Here is a 14,266-nt window from a genome sequence, read left to right as displayed (position 1 = left end):
GTCGAATCGGCGCCCATCGGTGGGGTTGACGCTGGTCGATAGCATGGCGGCATGACGAATCAAAGTGTTTGCCAGCCATGCACAGGCTTTTTACGGGCCGGTTCAGGGGACCCTGCAGCCCGCTTAGCGATATCCCTGCGGCGGCCCGTGCCGGCGGATCGCCTCGACCACCTCGCGGTGGCGCCGGTCCTCGCGCTTCATGTGGACCGCAATGACCGCATGGGCCGACGGCACCAGCAGCAAAACGTGAAAAAACAGGCCGAAAATCGCGCAAAACACGATCAGGACCAGATTGAAGATGGCCGAGAACGGCTGTCCGTTCAGGAGCAGCCCGATCGGCGGCAGCAGAGCGGCAAGGACGTAGATCACGGCACACCTCAGGCGCTGGCGGATGCATAGCAGCGTCACGCAGGATTTAGGGCGTTTGCCCGGTTCCGCAATAGCGTGGTCCGGGGCAGGATGATATGGCCCCCTCGCCCGCCTTTTTCAGCACGGCTGTCCTATTTTGATAAACAAGCAACGCCTGATCCCGCTCATCGTCGCTACCGCCCTGTTCATGGAAAACATGGATTCGACGGTGATCGCGACCTCGCTGCCGGCGATCGCCGCCGATATCGGCACCAGCCCCCTGACGCTGAAGCTTGCGATCACGTCCTATCTGCTGTCGCTCGCGGTGTTCATCCCGGCCAGCGGCTGGACCGCGGACCGCTTCGGCGCCCGCATCGTGTTTGCCGCCGCCGTCGCCGTGTTCATGCTGGGCTCGATCGGCTGCGCGCTGTCCTCCTCGGTGACCGATTTCGTATTCGCACGCATCCTGCAAGGCCTCGGCGGGGCCATGATGACCCCGGTCGGGCGGCTGGTGCTGCTGCGCTCGGTCGACAAGAGCGCGCTGGTCAACGCGATGGCCTGGGTGACGGTGCCGGCGCTGATCGGCCCGGTGATCGGGCCGCCGCTCGGCGGCTTCATCACCACCTATTTCTCCTGGCACTGGATCTTCCTGATCAACATCCCAATCGGGCTGCTCGGCATCTTCCTGGCGCTGAAATATATCGACCCGATCAAGAGCGAGGACCCTGAACGTTTCGACCTGGTGGGCCTGGTGCTCGCCGGCATCGGGCTCGCCGGCATCGCCTTCGGGCTGTCGGTCGCCGGCCTCAATCTGTTGCCGTGGCCGATCGTCGCCGGCCTGGTCGGGGTCGGCACGGTGTCGATGACGCTCTACCTCATCCACGCCCGGCGCACCGGTTCGCCGGTGCTTGATTTCGGGCTGCTGCGGCTGCCGACCATGCGGGCCTCGATCGTCGGCGGCTTCCTGTTCCGGCTCGGCATCGGCGCGTTGCCGTTCCTGCTGCCGCTGCTGATGCAGGTCGGCTTCGGCCTGTCGCCGTTCCAGTCTGGTCTTGTCACTTTTGCCTCGGCGGTCGGCGCCATGGGCATGAAGACGCTGGCGGCGCGCATCATCAAGGCCTTCGGCTTCCGCAACATGATGACGGTGAATGCGGTGGTCAGTTCGGCCTTCCTCGCCGCCTGCGCCCTGTTCACGATCTCGACGCCGCTGATGCTGATCTTCACCATCCTGGTGGTCGGCGGGTTCTTCCGCTCGCTGCAATTCACCGCGATCAACACCGTGGCCTATGCCGAGGTCGAGGCGCCGCAGATGAGCCGCGCCACTACCCTCGTCAGCGTCAACCAGCAGCTCGCGGTGTCCGCGGGCGTCGCCGTCGGTGCGTTCTCGGTCGAGACCACGCTGGCGCTGCATCACCAGACCGAGCTGTCCGCCGACGTGTTCGGACCGGCGTTCATCGTGGTGTCGCTGATCTCGGCAGCGTCCGCCTGGTTCTTCTGGCAAATGCCGGTTGATGCCGGCAACGAAATCGCCGGCCGCAAGGCGATCGACATCTCGAGCCGCAAGGGTGCCGAGAAGCGCGCCGCCACTGACGCCGTCAAGGCAGCGACCGAGGACACGCAGAACGCGCGGGATCAGCGGCTGGGGTAGGTTCAGTCCCGTCATTGCGAGCGAAGCGAAGCAATCCATGCCTCCGCGTCCGGAACGATAGCTTGCTTCGTCGCTACGCTCCTCGCAATGACGGCTGCTGCTGTCCCCGAAACCCCGTCGCCAGCACGTAGCGCTCGGAGGAATCCTGCCGGCTGGCGGACGGCTTGACGTGACGCACGCTGGCGAAATCGCGCTTCAGCTGTGTCACCAGCTCGGCGTCGGCGCCGCTCTGGAACACTTTCGCCAGGAACGTGCCGCCGGGATTGAGCACCTCGCCGGCAAAATGCGCGGCGGTCTCGACCAGGCCGATGATGCGCAGCTGATCGGTCTTGCGATGGCCCGTGGTGTTGGCGGCCATGTCGGACATCACGAAATCGGCGCGGCCGCCCATCATCGCGATAAGTTTTTCGGGCGCGTCATGGTCGAGGAAGTCGAGCTGCGCAAAGGTCACGCCGGGGATCTCGCCCATCTCCAGGAGATCGATCGCAACCACCTTGCCCTTGCCGTCGGCGGCACCGGTGCGCTTGGCCGCGATCTGGCTCCAGCCGCCGGGCGCGGCGCCAAGGTCGACGACGGTCATGCCCGGCTTGAGCAGGCGATATTTGTCATCGATCTCGAGCAGCTTGAACGCTGCGCGCGAGCGATAGCCCATCGCCTTGGCCTTGGCGACGTAGGGATCGTTGAGCTGGCGCTCGAGCCAGAGTTTTGACGACAGTTTTCGCTTGCCGCCGCTCTTGACCGTGACGTGCAGCCGCCCGGTGGTGTCTTTGGCCATTCCATTTTCTCTTCTCCCTCGCCCCGCTCTTGCGGGGAGAGGGTTGGGGTGAGGGGCTGCTTCCGCAATGAAGGTGAGAGATGCTTTCGTGGAGAGTTCCCCTCACCCGGATTGCATTGACATGCAATCCGGCCTCTCCCCGCAAGCGGGGCGAGGCAAAGGAAGCTCTAGCACGCCCGCAGTGCGCCGTCCTCGCGCATCATCTCGACCAGCATGCCCTCGCGCAGGCCGCGATCGGCAACCCGCAGCCGCGGCATCGGGAACGCGTTGCGGATTGCGTCGAGGATCGCGCAGCCGGCGAGCACGAGGTCGGCCCGCTCGACGCTGATGCAGTTGTTGTTGACGCGCGCCTCGTAGCTCATGCCGAGCAGCTTCTGGATCGTCGCGGTGACATCGCCATCGTTCATCCAGATGCCGTCGATGCGGCGCCGATCGTAGCGCGACAGATTGAGGAACACGCCGGCGAGCGTGGTCACGGTGCCCGAGGTGCCGAGCATGTGCATGTCGCGGAGATCGCGGCCGTGCTCGGCCGCGAACGGCGCGACGTGGCGGGCGACCTCATCGATCATCCGCGCATACATGTCCCTGGTGACGTTCTTGCCGCCGAAATGTTCGGCCAGCGTGACGACGCCGAGCGGGATCGACATCCACGCCTTGATGCGCGGCGGCGCATCTGGCGCGTCGGGATCGCGCTCGATCCGCACCAGCTCGGTCGAGCCGCCGCCGATGTCGAACAGGATGGCGCCCCGCCCCTTCGGATCGAGCAGCGGCGAGCAGCCGATCACGGCGAGCGTCGCCTCGGTCTCGCGATCAATCACCTCGAGCTCGATGCCGGTCTCGGCCGCGACGCGCGCGCGAAAGCTTTCGGCATTGCCGGCGGCGCGGCAGGCCTCGGTGGCGATCAGCCGCAGCCTGCGGGCCTTGCGATAGCGGATCTTGTCGCTGCAAATGGCGAGCGCGGCAATCGCCCGCTCGATCGCGGCCTCGCTGATCGAGCCGGTCGCGGCGATGCCCTCGCCGAGCCGGATGATCCGCGAGAATGAGTCGACCACGCGGAACCCGTCGCCGGTGGGACAGGCGATCAACAGCCGGCAATTGTTGGTGCCGAGGTCGAGCGCGGCGTAGACACCGCTTTCCGCGGCCGCCGCAATCAGCCCTGACGGGGCTTCGCCGGCCGGAGGGCCGTCACAAAGCCGCACATAGTCATTCATCAAAACACTGTCTTTCCGCAGGACCCCAAGGGCAATCCAGGGGGATTCTCGGGGCCTGCCGAATAATTGTCCGCTCACGGAAACTTTAGCAGCGTCAAAGCCCTGCGCAAACTCCGTTCACATTGGGTCCATGCCCAATCGGGCGTTGTCGTTAAGGGGGGCGTGCGTTATCTCGTCTTCGCCCCCAAACTCCAGCAAATCCGGGCATTTCAGGTCATTTTCGATGCAAGATCATACGCCGCCCGCCTCTCTCGAAAACGCTATCGCACTGCAAAAATACGGTGTCGGACAGCCTGTTCGACGAAAGGAGGACGACACCCTGGTGCGCGGCAAGGGCAAATACACCGACGATTTCTCCCTTCCCGGCCAGGTCTATTGCTGGATGGTCCGCTCCTCCCATGCACACGGCATCATCAAGGGGATCGACACGGAAGCCGCCAAGGCGATGCCGGGCGTGCTCGGCGTCTGGACCGGCGGCGACCTTGCGGCCGCGGGCTACAACCCCTTCACCTGCGGCCTGCCGCTGAAGAACCGCGACGGCTCGCCGCTCAAGCAGACCAACCGCCCCGCGCTCGTGACCGACAAGGTGCGCTTCGTCGGCGATCCCGTCGCCTTCGTGGTGGCAGAGACCGCGGCGCAGGCCCGCGACGCTGCGGAAGCCGTCGAGGTCGACGTCGAGCCGCTGCCGGCGGTGACGGACGCGGCCGAAGCGACCAAGCCCGGCGCGCCGCAGCTCTATGACAACATCCCCGATAACGTTGCGCTCGATTATCATTATGGCGACACCGCCAGGATCGAGGCGGCGTTCGCCGCCGCCGCGCATGTCACAAAACTCGACATCGTCAATACTCGCGTCGCCGTGGTCTCGATGGAGCCGCGCGTCGCGCTAGCACATTACGACAAGAAGACCGAACGCTTCACGCTGCAGGTGCCGACCCAGGGCGTCTCCGGCAACAAGGCGATCCTGGCGCGGCTGCTCAACGTGCCCGCCGAAAAGGTCCGCATCCTCACCGGCAATGTCGGCGGCTCGTTCGGGATGAAGAACCTCAACTATCCCGAATACACCTGCATCGCGCATGCGGCGCGCCAGCTCGGCCGCCCGGTGAAGTGGCTGGACGAGCGCTCGACCAGCTTCTTGTCCGACAGCCAGGGCCGCGCGCAGCTGATCCATGCCGAGCTCGCGCTCGATGCCGAGGGCAAGTTCCTCGCGGTGCGGCTCTCCGGCTACGGCAATCTCGGCGCCTACATCACCGGCGTCGCGCCGGGCCCGCTGTCGCTCAACACCGGCAAGAACCTCGCCAGCGTCTATCGCACGCCGCTGCTCGGCGTCGACATCAAGACGGTTTTGACCAACACCACGCTGATGGGCGCCTATCGCGGCGCCGGCCGGCCCGAGGCGAATTACTACATGGAGCGGCTGATCGACGCCGCCGCCGACGAGATGGGCATCAACCGCTTCACGCTGCGCAAGCGCAACTTCATCAAGCCCTCGCAGCTGCCCTTCCCGGCCGCCTCCGGCGTCACCTATGACAGCGGCGATTTCGCCGGCGTGTTCCAGAAGGCGCTGGAGATCTCCGACTACGAGAACTTCGCCAAGCGCAAGAAGGAGAGCAAAAAGAGCGGCAAGCTGCGCGGCATCGCCGTCGGCTCCTATCTCGAGGTCACCGCGCCGCCGAGCGGCGAGCTCGGCAAGATCACCTTCGAGCCGGATGGATCGGTGAATCTCACCACCGGCACGCTGGATTACGGCCAGGGCCACGCCACGCCGTTCGCGCAGGTGCTGTCCGAGCAGCTCGGCGTTCCCTTCGAGAAGATCACGCTCGAACAGGGCGACAGCGATCTGGTGCGCTTCGGCAACGGCACCGGCGGCTCGCGCTCGATCACCGCGACCGGACAGGCGATCGTCGAGGCGTCCGCCCTCGTCGTCGAGAAGGGCAAGAAGGCCGCCGCGCACATGCTGGAGGCATCAGAGGCCGACATCGAATTTGGCCAGGGCCGCTTCACCATCGCCGGCACCGACCGTTCGATCGGCATCATGGAGCTCGCCGAGCGGATGCGCGACAGCAAGATGCCCGAGGGCACGCCGGAGACGCTCGACGTCGATCATGCCACCAAGGAGACGGCGTCGACCTTCCCGAACGGCTGCCATGTCGCCGAGGTCGAGATCGATCCCGACACCGGTGTGACGCGGATCGTGCGTTACTCGGCGGTCAACGATTTCGGCACCGTGGTCAACCCGATGATCGTCGCCGGCCAGCTCCACGGCGGCGTGGCGCAGGGCATCGGCCAGGCGCTGATGGAGGAAGTCAGTTACGACGGCTCGGGCCAGCCGATCACCGGCTCGTTCATGGACTACGCGCTGCCGCGCGCCGGCGACGTGCCGTCGATGCTGGTCGGCGATCATCCCTCGCCGGCGAAGTCCAATCCGCTCGGCACCAAGGGCTGCGGCGAAGCCGGCTGCGCCGGCAGCCTGGTCTGCATCGTCAACGCCGTGGTGGACGCGCTGTCGGAGTACGGCATCAAGCACATCAACATGCCGCTGACGCCCGAACGCGTCTGGCGCGCGATCCAGGATGCCAAGGCGAAGGCGGCGTAAGGGCGTATTGCCCGCCGCCGCAAACACCACTGTCATCGCCCGCGAAAGCGGGCGATCCAGTATTCCAGAGACAGCAGTTCTTGAGCCGAGCGACCGCGGCGTACTGGATCCCCCGCATGCGCGGGGTATGACATCCGTTGGTGCTCGGCGTTCTTGCGCCTGCCTGCGCCGCCGCCCGTTCAGGTCCGATCAAGCCAACGTCTTCAGTGCGCGATCCAGAAACTCCAGACGGTCCTGCCCCCAGAAAATCTCGCCGGACGGCAGCACGTAGCTCGGCGCGCCGAACACGCCGGCTTTCAGCGCATCCTGGGTGTTCTGCTCATAGAGCCGGTCGAGCTCGGCATCTGACGGAGCGCCTGCGCGCAAGGCCGCAGTGTCCAGGCCGGCGCGTTGCGCGGCAGCCGACATGACATCGGCGTCGGAGAGCGCCTCCTCGCGCTCCCAGATGGCGCGGCCGAACTCCAGCGAAAGGCGATGGGCGTCCTTGCCCTGCAGGGCAGCAGCGATGACGAGACGCTCCGCCGCAAGGTCATCGCTCGGAAAATGCTTGGGCTCGATGTTGAGCGGAATGCCCCTCACCTCGCGCCAACGCCTCAGCTCGACCAGCCGGTAGGCTTGCCGTTGCGGCGAGCGCTTTGGCAGCGGCAGGCCACCGGTCTGCTCGAAGATCGGACCGAACTTGCAGGGCTTGGCGTTAACGGTCGCGCCATGGCGTCGCGCGATCTCGGCAAACGGTGCGCTGCCCATAAACGTCCAAGGCGAGTTGAGCGACAGATAATAGTCAATGATGACCGACATCTACGCCGCCGCCTGCTCGCGCGGTTGGGTGATCGCGATGTGCCAGCAATGCCCGAGCGGCACGCCATTGCCGAGCACGAGCGCGTCGAGCTCGACGAAGCGGTGGCCCTTCTTGTCGTAATTGCCGGTGACCTTGGCGCGCGCGGTCAGCTCGTCGCCGATCTTGCCGGCCGACAATAGCTGCATGCGGGTGCCGACATGGATCCAGGGTCCGAGGATCGCGTTGTCGACCAGCACCTTGTTCATCATCCGCGGTAGCAGGCCGGGATGGCCGAGACCTTCGCGCAAGTAGATCGGGTCGGTCTCGCGGATATCGGCGAGATATTCCTTGGCGGCATCGCCGGACCAGTCGCGCGGGATCACGCCGAGCCACTTGCCCTCTTCATAGGACGACGCGCTGACCGGCTTGCGCTCGGCGACGGCGGGGACCTGCTTGTAATCGTCGAGCACAAATTTTGGAGCAGAGGCCGGCAGCGACGCGGTGCCGGTGGCGCAGAGCTCGCCGCGGCTATGGAGCTCGATCGTGAGCCCATTGCCGGTCTCCCGTCCGGTCAATTCCGCGATCTCGCCGTCATAGACCGGCTTGACGAAGCGGGCATCGATCAGACCACGATCCAGGAAATCGCGGCCCCACTTCTCGACCGGCAGATGCATCATGTAGGCCATCACGTCGACGCCGGGCACCAGCCCGCCGGAAAAGCCGAACTTCCGCGCCACCGTGTCGTCGTGGATCTTGTTCTCCGACAGTTTCGAGGTGTTGTAGGCCGAGACGCGGTAGGTCTGCATGGCGCCTGAAGACATGGGGTTTTCCCTTATTTCCGTTGTTTTTCTGGTGACAATGGTAGTCGAACAAAGAGGCATGGCAAGCCTCTCGTTTTGCTCGCAATTTTCCGCACCATGGAGTACACGCAGGCCGCGCCCGCCAACCAATGAATCGATGACTGAAACCCCTGCCCAAACCCGCATCTATGTCGACGCCGACGCCTGCCCGGTGAAGGACGAAATCTATCGCGTCGCGATCCGGCTCGGCGTGCCCGTCAGCGTGGTCGCTGGCAATTTCATCCGCGTGCCGCAGGATCCGCTGATCGAGCGCATCGCCGCCGGTTCCGGAATGGATGCCGCCGACGACTGGATCGCGGAACGCGCGCATGAGGGCGACGTCGTGATCACAGCGGACATTCCGCTGGCGAGCCGCTGCGTCAAGGCCGGCGCCGACGTGATCGCGCCGAACGGCAAGCCGTTCACCGAACAATCGATCGGCATGACGCTCGCGGTGCGCAATTTGATGACCGACCTGCGCTCGTCCGGCGAAATAACCGGCGGCCCGAAATCATACTCGCCGCGCGACCGCTCGACCTTCCTGTCGACGCTCGACCAGACCATCCGCCGCATCCAGCGCCGCCGCGCCGAGCAGGCGCCGGCAAACGGGAACTAGCGCGATGGCCCCACCGCTTATTCAGCTCAAGGACATCAGCCTGACGTTCGGCGGCACGCCGCTGCTGTCAGGCGTCGAACTGTCGGTCTCCGCGGGCGAGCGCGTCTGCCTGATCGGCCGCAACGGCTCCGGCAAGTCGACCTTGCTGCGCATCGCCGCCGGCCTGGTCGAGCCTGATGGGGGCAGCCGTTTCGTGCAGCCCGGCGCCACCATCCGCTATCTGCCGCAGGAGCCGGATTTCGGCGACCACAAGACGACGCTGGCCTATGTCGAGGCCGGGCTTGGCCCCGGCGACGACCATTACCAGGCGCGCTATCTGCTCGAACAGCTCGGCCTCAGCGGCGAGGAGGATCCGGCGCACGTCTCTGGCGGCGAGGCGCGCCGCGCGGCGCTGGCACGCGTGCTGGCGCCCTCGCCCGATATCCTGCTGCTGGACGAGCCGACCAACCATCTCGATTTGCCGACCATAGAATGGCTCGAAGGCGAATTGGAGAGCCGGCGCTGCGCGCTGGTGCTGATCAGCCACGACCGCCGCTTCCTCACCAATCTGTCGCGCACCACCGCGTGGCTCGACCGCGGCCAGATCCGGCAGATCGAACGCGGCTTTGGCGCCTTCGAAGCGTGGCGCGACGAGGTGCTGGCCGAGGAAGAGCGCGAGCAACACAAGCTCGACCGCAAGATCGTCAACGAAGAACACTGGCTGCGCTACGGCGTCTCCGGCCGCCGCAAGCGCAACGTCAAGCGGCTCGGCAATCTCTTTGCGCTGCGCGACCAGCGCCGCGACTACCGCGGCGCCACCGGCAATGCCACGCTCGCCGCCGCCGAGGCCGAGAAATCCGGCCGCCTCGTGATCGAGGCGAAGACCATCACCAAGGCCTATGGCGAGCGCACGATCGTCGATACCTTCTCGACCCGGATCCAGCGCGGCGACCGCGTCGGCATCGTCGGCCCGAACGGCGCCGGCAAGACCACACTCGTGCATCTCTTGATCGGCAACGATCCGCCCGACTCCGGTTCGGTGCGGCTCGGGGCCAATATCGAGATGGCAACGCTCGACCAGCATCGCGAAAGCCTCGATCCGAAGCTGACCTTGGCCGAGGCTTTGACGGGCGGCCGCGGCGATCACGTGATGGTCGGCGACAAGTCAAAGCACGTGATCGGCTACATGAAGGATTTCCTGTTCGCGCAGGAGCAGCGCGGCACGCCGCTGGAGGCGTTGTCCGGCGGCGAGCGCGGCCGCCTGATGCTCGCGCGCGCGCTCGCCAAGCCGTCGAACTTGCTGATCCTGGACGAGCCGACCAACGACCTCGATCTCGAAACCCTCGACGTGCTCGAGGACATGCTCGGCGACTACGAAGGCACCGTGATCCTGATCAGCCACGACCGCGACTTCCTCGACCGCGTGGTGACGTCGGTGATCGTGCCCGAAGGCCAGGGCCGCTGGATCGAATATGCCGGCGGCTACTCCGACATGCTGGCGCAGCGCGGCGCCGACGTGAAGCGCGAGACGGTGAAGGCAGACGCCGCCATCGAGGAGAAAAAGGAAGCCAGGGCCGCCGCACCCGAAGCGGCACCGAGGCGACGGCTGAGCTTCAACGAGAAGCACGCGCTGGAGACATTGCCGAAGACCATCGACAAACTGCACGCCGAGATCGCAAAGCAGCAGAAGCTGCTCGACGATCCCGACCTCTATGCGAAGGATCGCAAAAAATTCGATGCAGCTTCAGCGGCGATCGCCAAGGCGCAAGACGAGCTTGCCGCCGCCGAGGACCGCTGGCTCGAGCTCGAAGTGCTCCGCGAAGAGATCGAGCAGGCATGAGCATGATGATTCCTGCCGTCATTGCGAGCGAAGCGAAGCAATCCATTTCGCCGCTTGCGGAGAGATGGATTGCTTCGTCGCTGCGCTCCTCGCAATGACAGAACGCTGAACCGGAGTTGACCCGATGACCACGCCCCTCGCCGCCAAGATCGCCAAGGAGTACGGCACGCCCTGCGCCGTGATCGACATGGACCGGGTTGAGCGCAACATCGCGCGCATCCAGAAGGCCTGCGACGAGGCCGGTGTCGCCAACCGGCCGCATATCAAGACGCACAAGAACCCGATGCTGGCACAGCTGCAGATCAAGGCCGGCGCCAAGGGCATCACCTGCCAGAAGCTCGGCGAGGCCGAGATCATGGCCGACAGCGGCATCGACGACATCCTGATCAGCTACAATCTGCTCGGCGACGAGAAGATGGCGCGGCTCGGCGCGCTGCAAGGCAAGGCCAACGTCACCGTCGCGGCCGACAATTCAGTCGTGATCGGCGATCTGCCGAAGGCAGCAGCCGCCTCGGGGCGTCCGCTGTCGGTCGTGGTCGAATGCGACACCGGGCGCAAGCGCGCCGGCGTCGAGACCCCGGCCGAGGCGATCGCGCTGGCGCGCGAGATCGCAGCTTCGAAGGGCCTGAGCTTCGCGGGCTTCATGCTGTATCCGACCGAGACCGGCTGGGCGGATGCGCAGAAATTCTACGACGAGGCGCTGGCCGGCGTGCGCGCCCACGGCCTCGATGCGACCATCGTCTCGACCGGCGGCACGCCGAACCTCGTCAATCTCGGCAAACTGAAGGGCGGCACCGAGCACCGCTTCGGCACCTACATCTACAACGACCGCATGCAGGTCGCGGCCGGCGTTGCCTCCTGGGACGACTGCGCGCTGCATATCTATTCCACCGTCGTCAGCCGCGCCGGCCCCGAGCGCGGCATCCTCGATGCCGGCTCCAAGACGCTGACCTCGGACACCGGCGGCCTCGAAGGCCACGGCCTGATCCTCGAACATCCCGAGGCCAAGATCGCACGCTTCGCCGAAGAGCACGGCTTCCTCGACTTGTCCCGCAGCAACACGCGGCCCAACGTCGGCGACGTCGTGCGGATCGTGCCCAATCACGTCTGTGTCGTCGTCAACATGATGGACGAGGTCGTGATGGTGCGCGGCGACGAGATCATCGGCGCGCTGCCGGTAACGGCGCGCGGCAAGCTGCGCTGATCTGAGCGCCCGCGCATCCTTCGAGGCTCGCTCCGCTCGCACCTCAGGACGACGCTCTCTAGAAGCAAGAACGCTCTCTCGAAGCCGTCACCCTGAGGTGCCGGAGCGAAGCGGAGGCCTCGAAGGGCGACGGCGGCAACGGGTTGCGAGACGAAGAATGCCTGCTACCCGCGAATAAGCGCCTGCAGCTCGCGGTCGAGCGCATCGCGAAACACCTCGATCGGCCGCGCCAGGCGGCCGGCGGGCGGACGGTGCACGATCCAGGCGCGCACCGCCGGATTGAAATCCGCGATCCTCACGGTCTTGAGCCGGCTGCGGATCGGGCTTCGTTTCAGCGCCACCGGCGTGACGAGGCCGATGCCGAGCCCGCGCGCCACCAGCGACAAGCGTAATTCGCTGTCGAGCGCCTCGACCGCGATGTTGAACGGCAAATGCGCGGCATCGAAATGGCGCTTCAGCGTCTGGCGGAAGCCGCAGCCGTCCTGGTTGATCACCCACCCGGTCCGCGACAGCCATTCGAGGTCGACGAATTTCGGCGTCTTCATCTCACGCGCGACCACGAATACCACCGGCTGCGCGCCGAGATCGGAGGCCTCGAGATCGTCGGGCGGCGCGGTGCCATCGGGCAGGCAGATCGCCGCGGCGTCAAGTTCGTTGCGGCTGATCCGCTCCATGTGATTGGGTGACCAGCCCGAGACGACGCGCAGTGCGAGCGCGGGGAATTCGCCGCGCACCGCATCGAGCGGACCGGTGAGCCCGGCCTCCGACAGAAACGGCGTCAAGCCGAGCCTGAACTCGCCGCGCACCACGCCGTCATTGGCGACGCCTGACTTGAGGTCGTCGAGCATGCGCAGCACGCGGCGGCCCTGCTCATAGGCCTCGATCCCCGCAGCCGTCGGCTTCAGCGGCTTCGACAGCCGGTCGAGCAGCTGCGCGCCCAGCATCTCCTCGAGGTTCTGAATCCGCCGCGTCACGCCCGGCTGGGTCAGGTTCAGTCGCGCTGAGGCCGCGACGATCGATCCGGTCTCCACTACGGCGACGAACGCCACAAGGTCATGGGTGTTCATAACAATCTCGCATATTCTTTATCATCTTATTTGAATTGTAGCATATTGTTCCGATCCCCTAAAGGGGTCTCGCCACTCCATCGCGAGGTCCCATGACGATTTCCGAAGCCACCAAGCTCTCCCCGGCGCGCGCCGTCTCGGTGCGTCCCCTGATCTGGATCGGCGCCATCACCACCGGCACCGTCGTTACCAACCTGTTTGCCCCGCAGATCCTGGTCGGCCTGATGAGCCGCTCGCTCGACATGACCGCGCTGCAGGCCGGCCTGATCTCGACGCTCACCCTGCTCGGCTACGCGCTCGGGTTGTTGCTGCTGGTGCCGCTGGTCGATCTCGTCGAGAACAAGCGGCTGATCCTGCGCACGCTGGCCTGCGCCATCGTCGCCGCGATCGGCACCGCAATGGCGCCGACGCCGCTGATCTTGTTGGCCGCCACCTTCATCCTCGGCGCCTCCTGCGCCGCGATCCAGATGGTGGTGCCGCTGGTCGCCTCGATGGTGCCGCCGGAGCGCCGCGGACAGGCGATCGGCGATGTCATGAGCGGGTTGATGATCGGCATCCTGCTGTCGCGGCCGCTGGCGAGCCTGATCGCGGACAGTTGGAACTGGCGCGGCTACTATCTCACCTCGGCCGTGCTGATGACCGTGCTCGGTTGCGCGCTGGCGCGCTATCTGCCGACGCTGCAGCCCGCGGCGAAGGTCAGCTACGGCGCGCTGCTGCGTTCATTCCCAAGATTGCTACGCGAGGAGCCGGTGCTGCGCGTTCGTTCCTGGACCGCGGCGCTGGTGATGGCATCGTTCACCGCGTTCTGGGCGGCTGTCGCGCTGCGGCTGCCGGATGCGCCGTTCAAGCTCGACGCCAAGGGGATAGCACTGTTCGCGCTGATCGGCGTTGCGGGCGCGGCCGCGACTCCGGTCGCCGGTCGCTGGGGCGACCGAGGTTTCGCGCGGCCGTTGCTGATCGTCTCGCACCTCCTCATCGCCGGCGCGCTCGTGCTGTGCGCCTGGGCCGGCATGATCGAGTCGCGGATCGTTGCCCTTTCGCTGCTTGGCGTCGGCGCCGTGTTGCTCGATTTCGGCATTACCACCGACCAGACGCTCGGCCGCCGCGCCGTCAATCTGTTGCAACCCGAGGCCCGCGGCCGGATCAACGGCCTGTTCGTGGCGCTGTTCTTCATCGGCGGCGCGGTCGGTGCGGCGGCGGCGTCCGCGGCGTGGAGTTTTGGTGGATGGACGGCGGTCTGCGCGGTGGCTGCGACGTTCGGTGTGCTCGGGTTCATCACCGACATTGCGACGAAGACGGGATCGGAATGAGTTGTCCGGCTCCGATGCGTGGGGCCCCCGCGCATCCTTCGAGGCTCGCTTCGCG

12 protein-coding genes are annotated in these 14,266 nt (G+C 66.0%); 6 read left to right on the top strand and 6 right to left on the bottom strand.

The annotated features are described in order from the left end of the window. Positions 1–123 precede the first annotated feature (123 nt). Positions 124–369, bottom strand: coding sequence for a hypothetical protein (locus ACE103_RS18105; RefSeq protein WP_092125564.1), 246 nt, complete (start codon positions 367–369; stop codon positions 124–126). A gap of 136 nt (positions 370–505) precedes the next feature. Between ACE103_RS18105 and ACE103_RS18100 the strand changes: the two genes are divergently transcribed. Beyond that, the gene (locus ACE103_RS18100; RefSeq protein WP_375780541.1) at positions 506–1,996 is read left to right on the top strand and encodes a DHA2 family efflux MFS transporter permease subunit; all 1,491 of its coding nucleotides are present in this window, start codon (positions 506–508) and stop codon (positions 1,994–1,996) included. Between the two features lie 73 nt (positions 1,997–2,069). Here ACE103_RS18100 and ACE103_RS18095 read toward each other — a convergent pair whose 3' ends face one another. Together ACE103_RS18095 and ACE103_RS18090 are read right to left on the bottom strand one after the other, a co-directional pair. Next, positions 2,070–2,771: an RlmE family RNA methyltransferase gene (locus tag ACE103_RS18095; protein ID WP_375780540.1), complete on the bottom strand. Its 702-nt coding sequence runs from the start codon at positions 2,769–2,771 to the stop codon at positions 2,070–2,072. Positions 2,772–2,938: 167 nt separating this feature from the next. Continuing rightward, positions 2,939–3,982, bottom strand: a complete 1,044-nt coding sequence (locus ACE103_RS18090) for a Ppx/GppA phosphatase family protein (RefSeq protein WP_375780539.1) — start codon at positions 3,980–3,982, stop codon at positions 2,939–2,941. A gap of 223 nt (positions 3,983–4,205) precedes the next feature. Here ACE103_RS18090 and ACE103_RS18085 point away from each other — a divergent pair, with 223 nt between their 5' ends. Continuing rightward, on the top strand, positions 4,206–6,578 hold the full coding sequence (locus ACE103_RS18085) for a xanthine dehydrogenase family protein molybdopterin-binding subunit (RefSeq protein WP_375780538.1): 2,373 nt from the start codon (positions 4,206–4,208) through the stop codon (positions 6,576–6,578). Between the two features lie 189 nt (positions 6,579–6,767). Here ACE103_RS18085 and ACE103_RS18080 read toward each other — a convergent pair whose 3' ends face one another. Both ACE103_RS18080 and ACE103_RS18075 read right to left on the bottom strand, forming a co-directional pair. Beyond that, the gene (locus ACE103_RS18080; protein WP_375780537.1) at positions 6,768–7,376 is read right to left on the bottom strand and encodes a 2-hydroxychromene-2-carboxylate isomerase; all 609 of its coding nucleotides are present in this window, start codon (positions 7,374–7,376) and stop codon (positions 6,768–6,770) included. Continuing rightward, positions 7,377–8,177, bottom strand: a complete 801-nt coding sequence (locus tag ACE103_RS18075) for a hypothetical protein (RefSeq protein WP_375780536.1) — start codon at positions 8,175–8,177, stop codon at positions 7,377–7,379. Positions 8,178–8,313: 136 nt separating this feature from the next. Here ACE103_RS18075 and ACE103_RS18070 point away from each other — a divergent pair, with 136 nt between their 5' ends. The 3 genes from ACE103_RS18070 to ACE103_RS18060 all read left to right on the top strand — a co-directional run bounded on the left by ACE103_RS18070 (position 8,314) and on the right by ACE103_RS18060 (position 11,834). Beyond that, positions 8,314–8,811 (top strand): YaiI/YqxD family protein, encoded by a 498-nt coding sequence (locus ACE103_RS18070; RefSeq protein WP_375780535.1) that lies wholly within the window; start codon positions 8,314–8,316, stop codon positions 8,809–8,811. Between the two features lie 4 nt (positions 8,812–8,815). Beyond that, positions 8,816–10,630: an ABC-F family ATP-binding cassette domain-containing protein gene (locus tag ACE103_RS18065; protein WP_375780534.1), complete on the top strand. Its 1,815-nt coding sequence runs from the start codon at positions 8,816–8,818 to the stop codon at positions 10,628–10,630. 124 nt (positions 10,631–10,754) lie between these two features. Further along, the gene (locus tag ACE103_RS18060; protein ID WP_223972926.1) at positions 10,755–11,834 is read left to right on the top strand and encodes a D-TA family PLP-dependent enzyme; all 1,080 of its coding nucleotides are present in this window, start codon (positions 10,755–10,757) and stop codon (positions 11,832–11,834) included. A gap of 164 nt (positions 11,835–11,998) precedes the next feature. Here ACE103_RS18060 and ACE103_RS18055 read toward each other — a convergent pair whose 3' ends face one another. Next, complete coding sequence (locus tag ACE103_RS18055) at positions 11,999–12,901, bottom strand: LysR family transcriptional regulator (RefSeq protein ID WP_375780533.1); 903 nt, start codon at positions 12,899–12,901, stop codon at positions 11,999–12,001. Positions 12,902–12,993: 92 nt separating this feature from the next. Here ACE103_RS18055 and ACE103_RS18050 point away from each other — a divergent pair, with 92 nt between their 5' ends. After that, the gene (locus ACE103_RS18050; RefSeq protein WP_375780532.1) at positions 12,994–14,211 is read left to right on the top strand and encodes an MFS transporter; all 1,218 of its coding nucleotides are present in this window, start codon (positions 12,994–12,996) and stop codon (positions 14,209–14,211) included. Positions 14,212–14,266: the final 55 nt, after the last annotated feature.

It is taken from the genome of Bradyrhizobium sp. ma5, from assembly GCF_042258955.1.
GTDB lineage: Bacteria > Pseudomonadota > Alphaproteobacteria > Rhizobiales > Xanthobacteraceae > Bradyrhizobium.
This window is presented reverse-complemented; position numbering and strand designations above follow the sequence as displayed.